Genomic DNA, 19,306 nt, shown 5'->3' with positions numbered 1-19,306 from the left:
CCACCACTCACCACTTCCCATTCTAGGGAGCATGGAAAAGAGACAAGGGAGAGACTTAATTTTAATAATTCCCCCTTGTCCCCCTTGTCCCCCTTGTCCCCCTCATCCCCCCATTCCCCATTCCCCACTCCCCATTCCCCATTCCCCATTCCCCAATTTAAAATTCTATGAAATCATCCCTAGCTGTAAATGCTGCTCAAGCACGTCAGACAAAAGAGCGATTCGCCCAACCAGAGGAACAACTCACTTATGAATTGGGGAAGGCGGTACAGGAATTACCACCCCTGTACACGAGATTATTAGCGGGAACAATGAGCGTCATCGTATTTGGAGCGATCGCTTGGGCGAATTTCTCCCAAATAGATGAAGTAGCAACAGCACCAGGAGAATTAATTGCTTCCACACAGGTAAGACCGGTGACATCCTTGGGTGGGGGGTCAATTGTCGCCGTTAAAGTGCAAGAAGGCGATCGCGTTACCAAAGGTCAAATTCTGATTCAAAAAGACCCTGACTTGCAAATAACTGATGTTTCCCGCCTAGCCAAATCAACTAAATTGATTCAAGATGATTTGCAACGTTTGGATGCAGAACGTATTGGAGGCAAAACTACTGGGACGAAACTACAAGATGAACTTTTAACTTCCCGTCTGCAAGACTACCAAGCGCGTCAAGCAGGAGCAGAAGCAGAAGCAAATCGCCAAATAGCACTCATCAATCAAGCCAAAGTCCGCTTGACTCGATTGCAAGACAACTTAGTTAATGCCAAAAGCAGCTTTGCGAATTCCAAAACCAACCTTATCAACGCAGACAGCATCCGAATTAAAATTGAAAGTAATTTGGCACTTGCACAAGAAAGGGAAAAAAGCTTACGCACCCTGATTACTCCTGGTGCTGTACCTCGTGTCGATTACTTGGATGCTCAAGAAAGATTGACTCGTGCAAAGACAGAAATTACCAGATCGCAAGATGAAGTTATTAACGCCCAAAATAGAATAACAGAGGCTCAAGATAAAGTCACATCATTAGAAAAAGATATTGCTGCCCAAGCCCAAGAAATTCACCAAGCAGAACAAGCTTACAACGCTGCCCGCAGTCAGGCCCAGCGTGTAGCATCAGAACGCCAAAGTGAAATTTTAACCCAGTTCAACAAGCGTAAAGAAGAACTGACAACTGTTCAAGGTCAATTAGAGCAGGCGAGGAAGCAGCAAGCTTTAGAAACAATTGAGGCTCCCGTTGCCGGTACTATTTACAGAGTCAAAGCCACCAAGGGGCCAGTCCAATCTGGTGAAGAATTGGTATCAATTTTGCCGGAAGGGGAAGAAATGCTTCTAGAGGTGAAAGTTCTTAACCGCGATATTGGGTTTATTCGTCAAGGAATGAAGGCAAAAGTGAAAATGGCGACTTTCCCCTTCCAGGAATTTGGGATTGTGGATGGCGAAGTCATGCAAATTAGTCCAAATGCAATTATTGATAAAGAATTGGGCTTAGTTTTTCCTACAAGAATTAAGCTAAATAAACATTCAGTTAATGTGCGTGGTCAAGAGGTAGAATTTACACCAGGGATGTCTGCTACGGGTGAAATTGTCACTCGTAAAAAGTCAATTTTGACATTCATTACTGAGCCTGTAACACGGCGGTTCAATGAGGCATTTTCTGTTAGGTAGGTTTGTAGCCTCTCTTGTTCTTATAGCTATTTCAAAAGCGATGCCTACGCATCTCACAAACCACACCTAAAACGTAATACCAATTTAATGTAAAGTTGCACATATCTTGATCCCCCTAAATCCACGCCACTTGCCTCATTTGGGGAGACCCCTGTTCCCGCAGTGGCTCCCCGATAAATTGGGGGACTGATAGATGTTTTTCCGGTTCCCCCCTTATTAAGGAGAGCCAGCGCGGGAACAGGGGTTTCCCCCGCCGCAGGATGCGCGTTCGCAAAGCGTCTCGCAGAGAAGCGCTGTAGTGGAGCGACTGGCGTGGGCTAGGGGGGATCGAATTCTATGCAGCTTCATAAAAAATTGGTATAAGGGTTTAGCATTGCTAAACCCCTAAATTAATTCATAACAGACAAGCGGGTTGGTTGATTTTTCTAACCGAACAGTATTTGACTCAACTACAAATCGCTATAATTTTTAAGCGATACCTAAGAACTTTTTATACTGCTCTATTTGTTTTTGCATTCCCTCTAGTAGTTTCCCAAAATCAGGATTATTCTCATTTTTATTATCATCATTGCTATCTATACTGATACTGCCCAGAATCTTTTCATAGTTTTGGAATTGTGACCATAATTCTGGATTGCCTAATCCAGAATTACCTTCGGCTGGCGTGAGATATGTTGTCGTTTCTGTCATTGCCTGACCGATGAGAGAATCGACATTAGAATTATTAAAACTAGCAATAGTCTCTGGCGTGAGATATGTTGTCGTTTCTGTAATAGTCTGACTTATCAGAGGAGCGACATCGAAATTATTAAAACTAGAAATTGTCTGTGATGTGATATAATTTGCGGTTTGTGTGTCTGTATGTAGCGGGTTATCGCCAGACATCACCTGCTTTGCCAGAGAACTGACATTAGAAATATTTAAATTTAAACTAGAGGTTGTATTTTGTGAACTCTTTCCTGCTATGTCTGTGTAGCCCCTCGTAGACATCACTTGCTTTGCCAGAGAATTGACATTAGAAATATTTAAACTAGAGCTTGTATTTTGTGAGGTTGTACTTTGTGTGCTATTTTCTGCTGTTTCTGCCACAATCTGACGTACTTGGGCATCAGTCAGGCTGGGGTTAGCACTGAGCATTAGGGCAACTACACCAGCAACGTGGGGAGCAGCCATAGATGTGCCGCTATAAGTGGCATACTGATTATTCGGAACTGATGAATAAACCTTGACTCCTGGGGCTGTAACATAAGAGATTTCATTTGTTCCAGAGCGGTTAGAGAAATCGGCCATATTATTATTTCTATCTACTGCCCCAACAGCAATTCCCGTCTTGGATGCATAGCGGGCAGGATAGTCTGGTGATGAGTCACCATCATTCCCTGCTGCCATGACGACAATTACTCCTTTGCTGCTGGCATAGTTAATGGCTGACTCTAGAGTCCGATTGGCAGATGTACCTCCTAAACTGAGGTTAATCACATTAGCTCCATTATCCACAGCGTAGCGAATACCTTTAGATATGGAGCTATAGGAACCAGAGCCAGAGTCATTCAAAGCTTTGACGGGCATAATCTTGGCATCATAAGCAATACCAGTGACACCGTAGTTATTATTCTCTCCTGCGATCGTGCCGGAAACATGAGTACCATGACCATTGTTATCTAGGGTGTTGTTGTTTTTATCAGCAAAGTTCCAGCCGTAATTATCATCAATATAGCCATTGCCATCATCATCTATCCCGTTACCCGCAATTTCTTTGCTATTCGTCCAAATATTATTTCTTAAATCCTCGTGATTATAGTCAACCCCAGTATCTACAACAGCGACAACAACACCTTTACCTGTGTATCCTTGTGCCCAAACTTCTGGTGCTTTAACAAGGTCTGCTCCCCAATTATTACCACCAAGATCGGGAACATCAGCAAAGGTATTCTGATTAGTAGCTTTAGCCACGGCTGCTGCTGCATTAATTAAGCCATAGCCATTGGTGGAGTTATAACTTTGCGTGGTAAAAGCATTGGTAGTAGCGTTACTGCTATTTTTGGAGTCACTATTATTTAGTAACTGCACATCAGAATCGGCTGAGTTGTAGCTACTACGTCTATTTAAGTTGAGGCTGGTGTCATCCTTAGTATTAAATGTATCTGACGAAGAAATTGAATTAAAATTTAAGCTTTTATTAGTAGAAAACAAATTGTTATTAGTATTATCATTGAGCATAAGTGTTTTTTCTCAAAATCAACAATGTTTTTGAACAGCTAGAATCGTTAAAACTTTTTTTAACAAAAGTTTTAATGTGTGAATAAGCCGTATTGTTAATAAGTACTATGAATTTTAATAATAAAATGCTAATTCTATTACCAAAAAAATATTATGATAATCATGCTTTTTGTGAAGAGCTATTTAGAATCCGCTTAATTATAAAATAAGCGGCAGAATGAGCAGCAAACGCCACTCATTCTGCCGCTTATATAAATTCTATTTTACTTTTGATAAACGACACTTAAGGGATTGTTCTATGCCAAGCTATTTCCTGCTGTCGTTGTGACAATCTGACGCACTTGGGCATCAGTTAAACCTTTCTTAGCACTGAGCATCAAAGCTATTACCCCGGCGACGTGAGGAGCCGCCATAGACGTTCCCCTTTCAAAACCATACTTATTACGCACCATCAGCTTGATAGAGCAAGTAATAGTTACCTGTGGCGATCGCATTGTTAACGATCAGCGATGCTGTTTCTGAGCTAGTAGCACCTGCGGCAATAGCGTTAACGCCACCAGAGGTGAGCAACACATCATCATTACTAAAAGCGGTATCTTTGGATAGATCGCTCTAATCCCTACCCTAAGAGTACTTTGAGGGTAGATACTGCCGCTACACGTTAAAAGGGCGAATGGAGTATAACTCCATTCGCCAAAGACTATCCTGAAGTCACTTTTCAGGGATCAAATAAGCACAAGTTAAATAATTCGTAATTCGTAATTACGTTTGGTGACGAGGATTTAGCTTAGGCTTCAATTCGTTCTGCCTGTAGAGGCTATGCAACTTACACTCCCCAACTTTGTTAAAAGCTTGTTAAAGCCACTAAGTAAGTTGGCGCGAAAAAAACCAAGTATGTTACGAAACGTAATTAGGCTTAAAGCCCTTACTAATGACAAATGACAAATGACCAATGACAGCCTTTGCCAGTTAGCTTTAATTGCGCCGACCTACTTAAATGTTTGCTTGCTGCCGTTGGTATAGTGACCAATACAAACCCTTTTGTTGCAATAACTCTGAGTGAGTGCCACGTTCGGCAATCACGCCTTGCTCTAATACCAAAATCAAATCAGCGCGTTTGAGAGGGGCAAAGCGGTGAGCAATCAGAAACACAGTACGGTTAGCGGAAACTTTTTGCAGGTTTTGTAGTACTTGTTGTTCAGTTTCACTATCCAAAGCGCTGGTAGCTTCATCCAAAACTAAAATCGGTGCTTGGGAAAGAAATAACCTTGCGAGGGCAATACGTTGCCTTTGTCCACCAGATAAAGCTGTACCACGTTCACCCACATTGGTTTCGTAACCGTAGGGTAATTGACTGATGAAGTCGTGTGCTACTGCTAGTCTTGCCGCTTCTACCACTTGCTCTGAGGTAATATCGGGAGTACCAAGAGTGATATTTTCCAAAATGGAACCGTTGAATAAAAAGTCTTCTTGGAGAACTACACTAACTTGTTGCCGCAGTGAAGCTAAATCGGCACTTTTTATATCAAAACCATCAATGAGGATGCGTCCTGATTCAATTTGATACAGGCGTTGCAATAGCTTAGACAGGGTACTTTTTCCAGAACCGCTACGTCCGACAATGCCAACAAATTGCCCTGGTTCGGCATTAAATGAGATTCCCCGCAGAATTGCTTCAAAGTTCGGTCGGTAGCGGAAAAATACTTGCTCGAAGGTGACTTGACCTTTCAGAGGTGGTAAAACTAGACCGGTTCCTAGTTCAGCTTCTGGGGAGACGTTGAGAATATCACCAATGCGATCTACAGAAAGTAGCACTTGTTGGAGGGTTTGCCATAACTGTACTAAGCGCAAAAGTGGCCCTGTAACTCTGCCAGAAAGCATTTGAAAGGCAACTAGCTGTCCAATTGTGAGCTTTTGTTCGATGACTAATTTGGCTCCAAACCAGAGAATCAGCATGGTGGAAAAATTGGTGAGGAAGTCACCAATGTTGCTGCTGATATTGGAGGTGGTAGAGGCTTTAAAACCTGTGCGAATGAAGCGAGCAAATAAGCCTTCCCAGCGATCGCGGGCTACTGGTTCGGCTGCATGAGCTTTAACTGAATGAATCCCTGTAATTGTCTCTACTAGAAAGGATTGACTATCGGCACTCCGGTTAAAGGTTTCGTTGAGCCAGTTACGCAGAATTGGTGTTGCAACTATCGTCAAAGTCGCAAACAGTGGCAATACTGCTAAAGCCACAAAGGTGAGTGGAACGTTATAGTAAAACATCAATGCTAGATACACCACAGCAAAGATGCTATCTAGAATTACAGTTAATGCTGTACCCGTGAGAAACTGACGAATTTGTTCAAGTTCCTGGACTCGTGCTATTGTGTCTCCGACGCGCCGCGACTCAAAATAAGCCAAAGGCAAACGCATCAGGTGGCGAAATAGCTGTGCTGATAAACTTAAATCTAGACGACGGGCTGTATGGGTAAAGATGAATAGGCGCAGAATGCCAAGTATAGACTCAAATATGGCTACGCATAAAAGTGCGATCGCCATAACATCAAGAGTTGGCAAACTCCCCTGCACCATCACTTTATCAATGACGACTTGCGTAATTAGTGGTGTTGTTAACCCCAAAAGCTGCAAGGTAAAAGATGCTAATAATACTTCTGTTAGTAATCCCTTATACTTCCAAACTGCTGGGGTAAACCAACTAAGATTAAATGTTTCTTGTTGAGATATGAGTTCTACTTGCCACAATCGTCCATCCCACGATGCCTCAACTATGGACTGCGGTAAGGTTTCACAAATGCAATCGGGATTTAGAGGGTTAGCGATAATTAAGCGATCGCCCTTAACTCCATAAGCTACCACCCAGGATGGACTCTGTGGTGAGTCAGAACTCCACAACAGTAAAGCTGGAAATGACAGTTGTCGCAACTCACCCCAACTCACTTGTAATCGCCGCAACACTAACCCTAACTTTTCTCCTGCTTCTACAACCTGTTTTGGGCGTTGTCCTCTGAGTTGACGCTGCACCCATTCCAGTTGCACAGAATTTTCTAGCTGTTGCGCCACCATTGTTAAACAAGCAGCAGCAGTATTCCAGCTAGCAACAAACGGATAATTTGAGATGATTAAATTGGCGGCTGGGAGTTGTCTTTGCGGTTGGAGGCTGTGAGGGCTGGAAGTCCCATCTGAGACTGATCTTACTGAAGGAGTGGAAGAGAAGGAAAATGTCTCTCTTTCTCCCTCCATATTCACTGGTAAGACTTGCCAAAATTCCTGAATTTGTGGGTTAGAAAATTCTGTCCACAGGGCTGTATCCCAACACACTACTACTACTTCTTTGCTAGCAGCTACAGCTTTAAAATCCGCAGACAGCTTTTGTAAATCACCAAACCAATCCCCCACATCTAGGGCGGCTATTGGTTTGCCAACTCCTTCTTCTCGTAAGCGAACTTTTCCAGCCACAATTAAGAATTGGTAACGACCAACATCGTTTGACCAAATTTTCTCTCCCAAACGATACTGACGAGTTTGGCACTCATTTTCCAATTGGGATTTTTGTTCGGGAGTCAACCAGCATAGCGGCGGCTGATTCCAAGGCAAAGAAGCTAGCACTTTTAATCGTAAAGATTCATTATCCAGAATTTTTAACTCACTTGTAACTTGACTGTCAGTTTTTGAATTTTCTCTGCTAGCCATTTCTCAAATAACTCATTTTGTAGTGCTTGCTTGAGTTGAGTATCTTCTAAAGACGCTGGCAGAAATTGTTCTACTCGAAACAAACCATAAGGTCCTTCTCCTTGAGGAGAGTCTTTGCCAACGATTTCTATTGGTCCTATTAATTGTCCAGGACTTGCCACATCAATAGCTGCCCGTAATATATCCGGCATACTTCCTCGGCTGACTATTCCCATCATGCCGTTCACAATTCGGTCATCTGAAAGTGAATACTCTTTAGCTAGTTGCTCAAAACTACCTCCTTCTTCAATTTGGGTTTGAAGTTCGTCTGCCAATTCTCGATTATTAACAACTATCCGAGAAAGTACCATCCGATCTAAAAAGATTTTGCGTTCAATAAAATATTCTTGGATTTTTGGTTCCGTGACTACAGCTTTCAGCTTTTCTAACTTGTAACCAAAAGTAACTGATGTGTAAAATGTGGCGTAATCTGTGTTATTGGTCTTTAACCATTCTTGAAAACTTTGGGGGTCAGTCAGTTGATTTTTCAGTCTAAAGTCAATAATGGACTGTTCAGTTATTGCTGTACCAATTTCAATATCGTCTCGTGTTCGGATTTCTTCCTCAATTACGTGCTGGCGGAGAATATCTCCAATGAACTGCCCCAATTTTCCAGAGGCTTGCAAGTACTTTACAGCTTCCTCAATAGAAATTATTTGGTCATTAATTGTCAAAAATGATAAAGATTCCATGAATTAATTATGTGAAAATGGTTAAACACTTATAGGACTTTTAAATTAAATCATATAGAGATCATCTGGTCGTTGATGAATAAAAATGATAAAGATTCCATGAACTAATTACATCTAAATGGTCAAAAAATTATATAGCTATTCAATACAATAATTTCCCATGATTATGTTTACAGTCTAGCGGGGACAAAACAGGATTGAAAATATCATCGGTAGTGCAGTAGTAAAGCAGATTGCTTATTTTCTACCACTGCCCTGAGTGGAGAATCTCACTTCTTTACTCAGAACTCCAAGAAGAGAAAGATGGGGAGCAGGGAGCAGGGGAGGATGAGGGGGATGAGGGAGACAAGGGGGACAAGGGGGAATTATTGAATAGTCTCTTCCTTGTCTCCCTTGTCTCCTATGCCCCTCTGCCTCTTTTCCATGCCCAATGCCCTGTTTGGCCAATGCCCATTGCTCGATCTACTTAATGATATTTACCCATGTCCAGGAAAGTAACACAGCTGCGATCGCACCGATTAATGTATTAAAAATATTTACTACTTCATTGGTCAACCAAGTATACTTAGATTGCAGTGTTGCCCCAATTACACTTTCTAAGTTAGTGGCAATAAATGCTGCCAGTATACACCAAGCGACTCCTAATAGATCGATTAAACCAACTCCCCAACCAACAAATGCGATCGCTACAGAAGCCACAATACCAGCTAAAGTTCCCTCCAAGCTTACCGCCCCTTCTGTACCGCGAGGCACTGGTTTGAGTGTGGTAATTAAAAAGGTGCTTTTACCATACGTTTTACCAACTTCACTTGCAGTAGTGTCAGCCAGTTTGGTACTGAAACTCGCTACATAGCCTAGTAATAATAGGGACTGGAGACTCGTACTGAGCGTTGCCGAAGTATTGGGGACTAGGGATTGGGGACTAGCTACAAAGAATCCCGAATTTATTATCCCTACTCCCAAGGCACACAGCGCCCCAGTCAAAGCGGAACCCCAGACATTCTCTGGGCCCCTTGCCCCAGAACGCTTTTCGGCAATCCCTTCAGCCTCTTTCTGCGCCATACCGATGCGGGTAACACCAGAACCAACCAGAAAATAGAACATCACTACTGTATATCCTTGCCAGCCTAGAGTTACCCAAATTAGGATGGCCAGAAACCACGCATGAAACGATCCAGCAGGTGTAAGTAGCTTTTTGGGAGCAATCCAAGCTAAACCCAATAGAATTGTGTTTAATACTACTGCCACCAACCAAGGATTAACAGAATCAATTAAGGATGACATCAGCAATTAATCATGAGTAATTTTGTCTGAACATGAACAGAATAACGAATTTGTCATGCTTAGTGCTTAATTTCTAAAACCTCTCCAGTTAAAGTAATATGTTTGTATTATTAACTAAAGTGCATCTGCATCACCCTCAAAGCTGAGTGTAAAACTACAAACAACGTCTTACATATACACTGCAATATTTATTAAAGAAGGTAGACTAAACAAAATGCAAAAATTTTGTTTAGTTGGGTGGACTCTTCTAATAACTGATCCAAAGCACTTTATCATGGTGCGTTAAGTTCTCAACCCACCATCTATCATAAAGTTGTAAGCTCTGAAATCTACTTTACTGAGTGTCTGTCCAGGCAAACATAAATTAGTATACCTGCACAAGAGAAAACAGTCACCTAAAGAATTAAGTGTAAATTATGTAAATGTAGGGCAAATTCCTTAGCCACAAGGTGCAGTGACTGAAGCGGTACTCAGTCCCTAGCTTTAGTTATAAAGATCAAGCATATAAATTATTGTCAGTTAAAACTGTGTTCAAGTTGACGACAATCAAAACTTCACAGAATAAATTGTAGATAGCATCAACTACTAATATTTTTCCCAGATAGCTATGAGCCAAACTTTATTCCATCTTGCTTTCCCTGTGACTGACATTGCCCAAACAAAAGCATATTACGTGGATGGCTTGGGCTGCGTTCCTGGTCGTGAAAACCATCACGCGCTGATTCTAAATCTCTATGGTCATCAACTAGTAGCTCACGTAACAAAAGAACCCTTGATACCGCAACACAGTATATATCCCAGACACTTTGGACTAATTTTTACCCAAGAACGTGACTGGCAAGACTTACTAGAAAGGGCACAACAACAACAGCTACTTTTTCGTGAAGAAACTAAAAATCGCTTTGTCGGTTCTCCTCTTGAACATCACACTTTCTTTTTAGAAGATCCTTTTTATAACCTTATGGAATTCAAGTATTATCGTTACCCAGAGGCGATTTTTGGGAGTTACGAACATACACAAATTGGGGATAGGACTTAAGTAATTCGTAATTCGTAATTCGTAATTCGTAATTCGTAATTCGTAATAGAGCCTCCGGCATCCACGTTAAGCGAAGCTATGCCGCAGGCTTTACGTAATTCGTAATTAAAGATGAATAAACCTCATCTAAGTTGAGAACCATAGTTTTCGCCCTCACCCAGATATGGGGGATAGGTTAGGGGATGAGGGCAAATCCTTATTCATTAGAGTTGAACTACAGGTTTCAAGATAGACGTGGTTTAGATTGAGGGTGGTAAGTATCTTGGCTACTAACTGGATGCTTTCTTAAGGAGGGGTAGCTTAATAGGCTTTGTTAAAGCTGCTTTTACTACTGCTAAACTCCTTGAATCTGTTAGCATCCAAGGATGTAGGGCGACTGGTACTATTACTTCGCTTCCTATGGGCATTTGTGAATTATTCGCTGGGACAATCATCAAATCATAAGGTGTCCAGATAGAAGTAAAATCTAGTTGCTCCAATATTACAGCATCAGAATTTAAATCCTTGAGAAAAATGCTGTTGGGGCGCATTTGTACGCAACCAGGACGCTGGGAACCATAAGCAACCACAGTTCCATTATGGGGTGAAGAGATCGTAATAAATCTTTGTACGCGGCTAATTCCTCCCAGTCGCTGGATATAGTAACGACTAACAATTCCTCCCATGCTGAAGCCTACTAAATCTAGCCCTTGTTCTGGTGCAAAGGTTGCAGCAACATAATTGGCTACTTGCTTTGCCAACTCATCAAGACCCACATCACCATTATTAGGAACCAGATCCAGAGAATATACAGACCACCCCTGTAATCCTAAGTAACCTGCCATTTCATGAAAAACTGCCCCCGTATCGTCAATGCCGTGTACCAATAACACAGGATTGCGCTGCTGATTTTCAGTATTCATCTCTAAAATCTGGCTGAATGAAGTCTGTACAAAATGTAACTGAGTACTGTTGCTATCTGCCAACAACCTATGACAATCCTCCCACTGGTTAAAAGTAAACCGCTTGCTTTTTTTCCAATCAATAATTTTCAAACGAAGAAGTGTTAATTTTTATAAAGCTTGCTTTCAGAATCTTGCTCTTAGTTACAGTAAAATTTAATAATTAGTTCTTGGTGTATAAAGGCCGCAAGTGCTTGCATAAAGAACATTTGCCCTATATTTTTACTACAATGTTGATTAAGCACAAATTTATAAGGGTTGTCACTAGAACGAGGTGACACCAAAGTAGAAAATGTTACATTTTTTCGTAATTTTTAACAATTACGGTCGAGTTCCAAATATAAAAGGCAGGAGTAATTGTAATGGATTTTATCAAAAAGTTAATTTCAGGGATTCTCGGTTTCGTAGCTGGGATTCTTGGTTTCGTGACTAAGCTGTTACCTGCAAAAAAACAAAGCAATGGTTACTTCTTAGAACTGGATGAAGCAACCAGTCAATCGAAACCAGCAGCATCAAACGGTAAAAAGGCTGTGGCACCAGCAGTATCTCCGGCTGCAAAAAGCCCTAAAGCTGAGACTACTAAAGCAACCACAACTGCGACAAAGACTAAAGTAGAAGCATCTCAGAATGGTAAAGCTGTCAAAGCTGAACCCGCTAAAGCAGCCGCCACCGCTAGCCCAAAAACACCTACTGAAACCACCTTTGCACCAAAATATCTTGCTCCTTCGACTACTAGCTCTAATGGTCGTCGTCGTCCAGGTGCGAATATGAGTGCTTACCTAGACATGGCACGTCAGGTTAAAACGCCTAACACGTCTAACAATTGATAGAGAGGCGAAATTGCCCGGATCTACAAGTTAAATGTAAATCCGCAAGGTTAAGACAACTTTGCCAGTTGTAGATGGAGGAACTCTCCAAACTAGAAGCGATCGCTTAATTTTCTCCACTACAACTTCATCTTTTACAGTAGAGGATTGTTTATTCAAAACTCATTCTTTTTCCATCTCCTTGGAATCAAAGCTTTTGAAGCTAAAAGACATATCGACTTCTTTCGCTACTGGAGATTGTGGCGATCGCTTTTACCGAAAAATTGGGTTTAAAGCCCCGTCGTTCTACGACGGCTTTTGTTTAATTTCCGAATTATTTCTCTGAATACATCATTTTGGGTGCGGTCTGTTTGGGCACAGTATTCAAGAAGTATTTTATATTCTTCATCAGAACATCGCACAGTTAGTTTTTTCATGCCGTCATAATGCCGTCTATCTATGGTACAATATTAGCATGAAAACACTGAAGTTCAAGTTATATCAACACAAGCGAAATAGATTCCTCAAACGCATGATTAATGCGAGTGGACTAATCTATAACCATTGTATTGCTCTCCACAAACGCTACTACCGGATGTGGGGAAAACACTTGAATTGTGCAAAACTTCAGTCTCATATTGCCAAGTTACGGAAGCGCAAAGAGTTCTGGCAGACGGTAGGCTCTCAAGCAGTACAAGACATTTGTCAACGCATAGAGAAAGCCTACCAATTATTTTTTAAACACAACAAGAGAGGAGTTAGACCACCGGGATTTAAGAAGGTCAAGAAGTATAAGTCATTCACCTTAAAGCAAGCGGGATATAAGTTTCTAGGCGGTAATCGGGTTAAGGTTGGGAACAAGGTTTATCAGTTTTGGAAGTCTAGAGAGATTGAGGGAACGGTCAAAACTTTAACTATAAAGCGCATGCAATAGCTGCATCACCAGGATACTGAGGTAACATTTCTCCCTTTGAAGCCATCCAAGGCAATTTAGATAAAACAGAAGAGTAATGATATCTGTTTCTTATACAAGGATTAATGAATGGTTTTTTCTTTCCAAAGTAACCTTGTTTTCTTAAGTCAATACCCATTTGTTGATAATATGCTAGAGACAGAGCATCTTCTTGGCAGCTTTTCGCTACCTGAGCTAGTCTCTTCATATTTACCTGTGCATCACTTCTCATTGGTGTTAAGCACAAAGCCGAGCTAGTTACCAGCAAAGTGATTAAGCTTTTAACTGTGAATTTTCTCATTGATTTCCCTCTCTTATTACTTGTTCTAATTCATCAGAAGTTTTAGGTATGGGATATGTAGATTCCCAAGGATTAGGGATATTAGCCCCATCATCATTTGTATTTACTGCATTCTTTGGTTGTTTTGTTGGAACTTCTTGCTTAGATGCTAATTGCCGTTGATTTGAGGTTGTTACAGTTTTTTTTGGTTGCTGCTTAGTTTCCAAGTAAATTTGTTTAGCTTGTTCAATGCTAATTTTTGTCTGTTGCTGTTTATCGGCTTGTTGCTTTTTTTGTGTTATTAAAGCCCTTTCCCTTGTATCAGCATTTAGCTGCTCTCTTCTTTCCCTTATCACAGCTTTTAACTGCTCTCTTTCTGTTATAACAGCAGCTTCTTTTTTAATAGCCGTTTGTCTTTCTTCCTCGGCTTTTAAAGCAGCTTGAAGTTTTTGTTTTTCTATCTCCTCTATTTGAGCTTGTTCGGTTTCTATTTTGTCAGATGTAGGCAAAGTTAAAGGACTTATTGTAGGTTGAGGTTTAGCAGTTAATGGGATTTCAGAAATTTGGGTAACTGGACTAGGAATAGCTACCGGAACATTTTCTACAGGAGAAACAGAAACCGGATTTTTGGTGTTTGGTTGATTAATAACCGCAATAGCAACAGCAAAACATCCCAGCCCTAAACCGATGAGAACTTGCCAAAGTTTTTGGTTTTTCTGAGCCTGGCTAGAAGACACATTGACTGATTTAGCTCCACCGACTGATACAGTAGCAACAGAACTAGATGACGTAGCAGATTTAGACCCATTGGTTGATTGAATTGCCGTTTTTTGTCCTAGTATTCTAGGCATTTGTAACGCTTTTTCAATTTCGTTCAACTTCTGCAAAATCACTTGGGTATTTTGAGGACGATGATTTGCAGTAGGAGCCATCAAATGGTCGATTAAATCTGCCAAAAGTGGAGAAATATTGAGTGCAGATTTTCGCCAGTGCAACTCGTTAGTCAGAGGGTCATAAATTTCTTTATCCTGGGGTTCCTTACCTGTGAGCAGAAAAATAAAAGTCCGTCCCAATGCAAAAAAGTCTGACTGCTGTACCGAATAACCGTTTTGTTGCTCTGGGGGTGAATAGCCTTGTGAAATAATTCTGGTATGGGAATTTCCCGCCAAAATGGTTGTTGTGACTTGTCGAACTGCACCAAAATCAATTAAGACAAGCTGCCCACTTGGTCGCAGCATGATATTTTGAGGTTTAATATCACGGTGAAAATATTGATGAGCGTGTACTAAAGCGAGAATTTCTACAAGTTGTTTAAGCCAATTGAGAGCTTGAGCTTCAGAAAGACGTTGATAATTACGAGATTCCATCCACTGCTCTAAATTTACGCCTTCAATTTTCTCCATTGCTAAACAGTGCAATGGTACAGAGCTATTTTTAGGTAAAACAGTAAAATAACCATCTGGTTCTACCTTGGGAATACCCCCACTGTTTAGCTGACTCAAAACCTTTGCTTCCTGCTGAAACAGTTCAATGGCCTTGGGGTTCTTTTCAGTCAGCACTTTTAAAACTTTAGTTTTCCCACACTCGTCAACTTCAAAAGTATTACCAAAGCCACCTTGTCCTAGTTGTTTGATTACCCGATAGCGACCTTGCAACAGTATTTCTGACCCACAGTTACGGCAAATAAGGTTGTTTGCATTCGCTGGGTCAACAGGTTTTGGACAATGGGGATTTATGCAATAGGTCATTACACAGAAGTAAATATCCTAAAGAATCGATTTTTATTAATATCTAAACAGAGGGTTAAACCTATAAGGTTCTATTAATAGAGTTCCCTAAAACTTTGACAATGTAACATATATAGGGGTTTTAACTTGCTATGCAGTCTGAACTTACCCCGTATTTGCTGACGCAAACACTCTCCTCTCTTTAGCAAGGCTATGGTGTATACACACCTTTGTATAAAACTAAAATTGTTGAATATCCCCCTAAATTCCCCTTAAAAAGGGGACTTTGAAGGGTTTTTGCCTTACTTTTTAAGGGAGGTTAGAGGGATTTCAAAAGCTTGTGGGGTAATGTTTAGAATACTTGTGGTACACCGTAGCTTTAGCCTTACCGCTATGCTTCATTAATAGGAAGTCGATAAAATCACTTACTTCCTGAACTAAAGATTATGGCATTTTGCCGGATTTATACCAATTGTTTGATCTTGTAGGTTGATGATAAATGTTTTTAACTGGATTTCTCTTTATCCACAAAAGTGAAAACCTGGTCATTTATAATAGCCAGGTCTACTAAATATTTAAACTAAAACTCAGCACTTTGTGGTGTACGCGGAAAAGGAATCACATCGCGGATATTTCCCATACCCGTCATAAATTGCACAAGTCGTTCAAAACCCAGTCCGAAACCAGCGTGGGGAACAGTACCATAACGACGTAAATCAAGATACCACCACAAGTCTTCTGGCTTTAATCCTTGCGCTAACACGCGGCGTTCTAAAACTTCTAAGCGTTCTTCACGCTGGGAACCACCTACAATCTCGCCAATTTTGGGTGCGAGAATATCCATTGCGCGGACGGTTTTTTCATCGTCGTTTAAACGCATATAAAATGCTTTAATTTGCGCTGGATAATCTGTAACAATTACTGGCTTTTTAAACTGTTGTTCAGCTAGATAGCGTTCGTGTTCTGATTGTAAATCTAAACCCCAACTCACAGGATATTCAAATTTAACATCAGCTTTTTCTAAAAGTTTGATGGCTTCTGTATAAGTTAAACGTTCAAACTGATTATTAATAATATTCTCAGCTGTTGTCAACACAGATTTATCAATGCGTTCATTGAAAAATTCTATGTCTTCTGGGCAAGTTTCCAACACATATTTAAAAATGTGTTTGAGAAACGCCTCAGCCAAATCCATATCGCCTTCTAAGTCACAAAAAGCCATTTCTGGCTCAACCATCCAAAATTCTGCTAGGTGGCGGGAGGTGTTGGAATTTTCTGCACGGAAGGTAGGGCCAAAGGTGTAGACGTTACTAAACGCCATCGCCATCACTTCCGCTTCCAACTGGCCGCTAACTGTTAAATATGTGGGTTTAGCAAAAAAGTCTTGGCTGTAATCTACTGCTTGGTTTTCTGTGCGAGGAATATTCTTTAAATCCAAACTGGTAACGCTAAAAAGTTCACCTGCGCCTTCGCAGTCGCTAGCAGTGATGATGGGGGTGTGTACCCACAAAAAGCCTCGTTCTTGGAAAAATTGGTGAATTGCTGCCGAACAAGCATTTCTGACGCGGAAAACTGCACCAAAAGAGTTAGTGCGCGATCGCAAATGTCCAATGGTTCGCAGAAACTCAAAGGAATGGCGTTTCTTTTGCAGGGGATATGTATCGGGATCAGCTTCGCCATAAACTTTCACGGACTCTGATTTCAACTCAATCCGTTGTCCTTTACCAAGAGAAGCCACTAGTACCCCTGTCACCTCAACAGCAGCACCTGTATTCAATTTTTTCAAGATAGCTTCGTAATCTGGCAAATCCTGATTGATGACGACTTGCAAATTAGCTAGTGATGAGCCGTCATTGACTTCAATAAAAGCAAACCCTTTGGACTCGCGTTTCGTCCGCACCCAGCCTTGAACTAGGAGAGACTCATCAGGTTTACCACTTCGCAATATTTCTGCAATCCGTCGATTTGCCATATTTTACAACTTATATTTCGTCAACTTAGTGAGTACAAATATTAAAGAATCTTAACCATTTAACCCAATCCATAATTGGAATTATCCAGCACAAGACTTTAATATCCAGCCTATGATAACGCCCATTCCACCAAAGCGGACGGCTTGCCAGAAAGGTTTTTTCAGGCTACGCCAAGAAAATAACTGGCTTTCTAGGTTTAGTTCTAGCATTTCCAACTGCTGTTGAATTTGCCGCAACTCTGCTTTGATTTCTGGTGTCTGAGATGTATTGTGCTTAAGTTTATCGCGCTGCTGTTGCCATTGTGCCTGTTGTTGGCGATCGCGTTGCACTTGATCGTAACGCTCTTTTAAGGATAGGAGCGATCGCTCTACTTCCTCTAATTCTTGTTCAAAATCTGGTTCGGGATTTTCTGCTGACGGCTGTGATTGTTTTGGCGGCTTCATTTACAAGTAGTAAAGTAGAAGTAAATGCAAATGTGCCAATAGTTATGTCTCAATCTACCCAGCTGCCGAAAACCAGTCAACTGAATGAACTTAGTACTCTGGAACTAGCTCAAGCTCTCATGGAAAGACTGAGCATTTCCCCTAACGATTGGCATCGCCTCAAGTCTAACCGCAATTCCCGCGCTAATGAACAAGTGGCAGCAGCGATTGTGTATCTGTTAAAGAATCAGCCACAAGAAGCTCAAGCTAGATTAGAACAGGCAATTGGCTGGTTAGATCGCTCCATTTCTGCACCTCCTTGTCCGACTCATGGAAAAAGTTAATGGATCAAGAAGCTTTAGAGAAACGTAATCGTTCTGAGGCTTTGATTTTGCTAGCAGAACGATTACTTCAAGAGCTAGAGAGAGGTTTCAACCCACAGTTTGCTTTTAATCATCGCCAGTGCATCAAAACCCTAATTCGGGAACTATCTGAGTCTCTAGCGCAAGACGATGACCAGAAAAATGACCAATCTTATAACAATCTTAAGTTTGCATTACGACTAGATCCTTCGGATCAACACGAGGATGAACCCTGGGAGTCAGACGATGATATTTCTGGAGGTTCTACTGCAATTCCAAATCCACGAAAACCAAGTCCAAAACCAGGAACAAATGACTCAGAAGAGTTACCGCCAATAGACAATACTTTTTATTGAATCTTAAAATGAGGAGTTAAGACTTTAAAACTTCTAACTCCTCACTCCTGATTAAGTTACAGTCGCAGAGATAATCCTCGGCGGTTTTCCATTTGCTTACAAAGCCTCAATTCTGTGCCTTTGCGGTTCCACTCCACCTGGTCAAAAATATGATGGAGAAGACATAAACCACGACCACTTTCTGATTCATCTGGTGGTAAATAGTCTGTTGGTTCTTCTTCTTTAGTAGAAGAGGGAGTAAAACCGCTACCCTGGTCTGATATTATCCACCAATATTGATTATCTATTAAGGAAAAACGCACTACAACTGTTTTACTTGGATCGAGATTATTGCCATGTTTAGCTGCGTTTACTAGGGCTTCTTGAAGTCCTAGCCGCAGTTCTGCTTGTAATTTTGCTGGAATTTCTGCCAACAGTAAATCTAATATTGGACAAAGGTAGAGAGTTGAGGCAAAACTAATAGTGCCCCAATAACGTGCAACTGGACGGAGTGAAATTGTAATCACAAGAGAAACCCCATAGCCTTCAGTTAGCTAGACATCAGTTTGCTATTACAGGCACCCTGATAAAACTTGAGGTGGTCATGCTGCCTTCAAACTTGCGTCTTTAAAACTAAATTTTGAAAATGCTAGGGAGCATTAGCCCTATAGTATGAGTTGGGATTGTTTAGATATATAACGGCTGCAATAGTTTTGATAATGATGTTAGCAACTTAAAAAGATGCTAGTAATTTGACAGAGTATTGGGATACTCTAGTTAATTGCCGATTTGTCATTTACACAATCCAATTCATATTTATAAGAACCTATGCAACTTGAATTTATTTAAACAAAAGGAATTTTTATTTTCAGCT

The 19,306-nt window shown here is 41.0% G+C and carries 19 protein-coding genes and 1 pseudogene; 6 read left to right on the top strand and 14 right to left on the bottom strand.

All coding sequences use genetic code 11. The features are described from left to right. Positions 1-167 precede the first annotated feature (167 nt). Complete coding sequence (locus tag HWQ36_RS08060; RefSeq protein WP_292700348.1) at positions 168-1,664, top strand: HlyD family efflux transporter periplasmic adaptor subunit; 1,497 nt, start codon at positions 168-170, stop codon at positions 1,662-1,664. 468 nt (positions 1,665-2,132) lie between these two features. On the opposite strand, the gene HWQ36_RS08055 is transcribed toward HWQ36_RS08060, so the two are convergent. The 6 genes from HWQ36_RS08055 to HWQ36_RS08030 form a co-directional block, all read right to left on the bottom strand. Continuing rightward, the gene (locus HWQ36_RS08055) at positions 2,133-3,884 is read right to left on the bottom strand and encodes a S8 family peptidase (RefSeq protein ID WP_292700346.1); all 1,752 of its coding nucleotides are present in this window, start codon (positions 3,882-3,884) and stop codon (positions 2,133-2,135) included. 296 nt (positions 3,885-4,180) lie between these two features. Next, entirely contained in the window at positions 4,181-4,336 is a 156-nt protein-coding gene (locus HWQ36_RS08050; protein ID WP_292700343.1) for a S8 family serine peptidase, read from the bottom strand. Continuing rightward, complete coding sequence (locus HWQ36_RS08045; RefSeq protein WP_292700340.1) at positions 4,326-4,457, bottom strand: hypothetical protein; 132 nt, start codon at positions 4,455-4,457, stop codon at positions 4,326-4,328. The genes HWQ36_RS08050 and HWQ36_RS08045 overlap by 11 nt, the downstream gene beginning before the upstream one ends. 420 nt (positions 4,458-4,877) lie before the next feature. Continuing rightward, a complete protein-coding gene (locus tag HWQ36_RS08040) occupies positions 4,878-7,580 on the bottom strand; it encodes a type I secretion system permease/ATPase (RefSeq protein WP_292700338.1) in 2,703 nt (900 codons plus the stop codon). Continuing rightward, entirely contained in the window at positions 7,529-8,311 is a 783-nt protein-coding gene (locus tag HWQ36_RS08035; RefSeq protein WP_292700337.1) for a peptidylprolyl isomerase, read from the bottom strand. Before HWQ36_RS08035 ends, HWQ36_RS08040 begins: the two co-directional genes overlap by 52 nt. A gap of 462 nt (positions 8,312-8,773) precedes the next feature. After that, a complete protein-coding gene (locus tag HWQ36_RS08030; RefSeq protein ID WP_292700333.1) occupies positions 8,774-9,595 on the bottom strand; it encodes a TIGR00297 family protein in 822 nt (273 codons plus the stop codon). Positions 9,596-10,202: 607 nt separating this feature from the next. On the opposite strand from HWQ36_RS08030, the gene HWQ36_RS08025 reads away from it, so the two are divergent. After that, positions 10,203-10,634: a VOC family protein gene (locus HWQ36_RS08025; RefSeq protein ID WP_292700330.1), complete on the top strand. Its 432-nt coding sequence runs from the start codon at positions 10,203-10,205 to the stop codon at positions 10,632-10,634. Between the two features lie 269 nt (positions 10,635-10,903). On the opposite strand, the gene HWQ36_RS08020 is transcribed toward HWQ36_RS08025, so the two are convergent. Continuing rightward, a complete protein-coding gene (locus HWQ36_RS08020; protein WP_292700327.1) occupies positions 10,904-11,536 on the bottom strand; it encodes a triacylglycerol lipase in 633 nt (210 codons plus the stop codon). A gap of 401 nt (positions 11,537-11,937) precedes the next feature. On the opposite strand from HWQ36_RS08020, the gene HWQ36_RS08015 reads away from it, so the two are divergent. Next, positions 11,938-12,402, top strand: coding sequence for a hypothetical protein (locus HWQ36_RS08015; protein ID WP_292700324.1), 465 nt, complete (start codon positions 11,938-11,940; stop codon positions 12,400-12,402). 30 nt (positions 12,403-12,432) lie between these two features. Here HWQ36_RS08015 and HWQ36_RS08010 read toward each other — a convergent pair whose 3' ends face one another. Then, positions 12,433-12,561 carry an after-VIT domain-containing protein gene (locus HWQ36_RS08010; RefSeq protein WP_292700321.1) on the bottom strand — a complete coding sequence of 43 codons (129 nt, stop codon included), beginning with the start codon at positions 12,559-12,561 and terminating at the stop codon, positions 12,433-12,435. Positions 12,562-12,671: 110 nt separating this feature from the next. After that, a complete protein-coding gene (locus HWQ36_RS08005) occupies positions 12,672-12,818 on the bottom strand; it encodes a ribbon-helix-helix protein, CopG family (RefSeq protein ID WP_292700319.1) in 147 nt (48 codons plus the stop codon). 38 nt (positions 12,819-12,856) lie between these two features. Here HWQ36_RS08005 and HWQ36_RS08000 point away from each other — a divergent pair. Further along, positions 12,857-13,306 (top strand): annotated as a pseudogene (locus HWQ36_RS08000) (RNA-guided endonuclease TnpB family protein); the annotation flags it as partial. Here HWQ36_RS08000 and HWQ36_RS07995 read toward each other — a convergent pair. From HWQ36_RS07995 to HWQ36_RS07980, 4 genes are all read right to left on the bottom strand, one after another. Continuing rightward, positions 13,296-13,634, bottom strand: a complete 339-nt coding sequence (locus HWQ36_RS07995; RefSeq protein ID WP_292700316.1) for a hypothetical protein — start codon at positions 13,632-13,634, stop codon at positions 13,296-13,298. The pseudogene HWQ36_RS08000 and the gene HWQ36_RS07995 sit on opposite strands and share 11 nt — an antisense overlap. Continuing rightward, positions 13,631-15,361 (bottom strand): serine/threonine-protein kinase, encoded by a 1,731-nt coding sequence (locus HWQ36_RS07990; protein WP_292700313.1) that lies wholly within the window; start codon positions 15,359-15,361, stop codon positions 13,631-13,633. Before HWQ36_RS07990 ends, HWQ36_RS07995 begins: the two co-directional genes overlap by 4 nt. 559 nt (positions 15,362-15,920) lie before the next feature. Beyond that, positions 15,921-17,312, bottom strand: a complete 1,392-nt coding sequence (gene asnS / locus HWQ36_RS07985) for an asparagine--tRNA ligase (protein ID WP_292700310.1) — start codon at positions 17,310-17,312, stop codon at positions 15,921-15,923. A gap of 81 nt (positions 17,313-17,393) precedes the next feature. Continuing rightward, complete coding sequence (locus tag HWQ36_RS07980) at positions 17,394-17,756, bottom strand: hypothetical protein (protein WP_292700307.1); 363 nt, start codon at positions 17,754-17,756, stop codon at positions 17,394-17,396. Between the two features lie 44 nt (positions 17,757-17,800). On the opposite strand from HWQ36_RS07980, the gene HWQ36_RS07975 reads away from it, so the two are divergent. Together HWQ36_RS07975 and HWQ36_RS07970 are read left to right on the top strand one after the other, a co-directional pair. Beyond that, positions 17,801-18,079, top strand: a complete 279-nt coding sequence (locus tag HWQ36_RS07975) for a DUF6439 family protein (RefSeq protein WP_094328229.1) — start codon at positions 17,801-17,803, stop codon at positions 18,077-18,079. Further along, positions 18,079-18,453, top strand: a complete 375-nt coding sequence (locus HWQ36_RS07970) for a hypothetical protein (protein ID WP_292700300.1) — start codon at positions 18,079-18,081, stop codon at positions 18,451-18,453. The genes HWQ36_RS07975 and HWQ36_RS07970 overlap by 1 nt, the downstream gene beginning before the upstream one ends. Before the next feature lie 56 nt (positions 18,454-18,509). On the opposite strand, the gene HWQ36_RS07965 is transcribed toward HWQ36_RS07970, so the two are convergent. Further along, positions 18,510-18,959, bottom strand: a complete 450-nt coding sequence (locus HWQ36_RS07965) for an anti-sigma regulatory factor (protein WP_292700298.1) — start codon at positions 18,957-18,959, stop codon at positions 18,510-18,512. Positions 18,960-19,306 lie beyond the last annotated feature (347 nt).

Origin of the sequence: Nostoc sp. NMS2 (assembly GCF_017115105.1) — a bacterium.
Classification (GTDB): Bacteria; Cyanobacteriota; Cyanobacteriia; order Cyanobacteriales; family Nostocaceae; genus Nostoc.
This window is presented reverse-complemented; position numbering and strand designations above follow the sequence as displayed.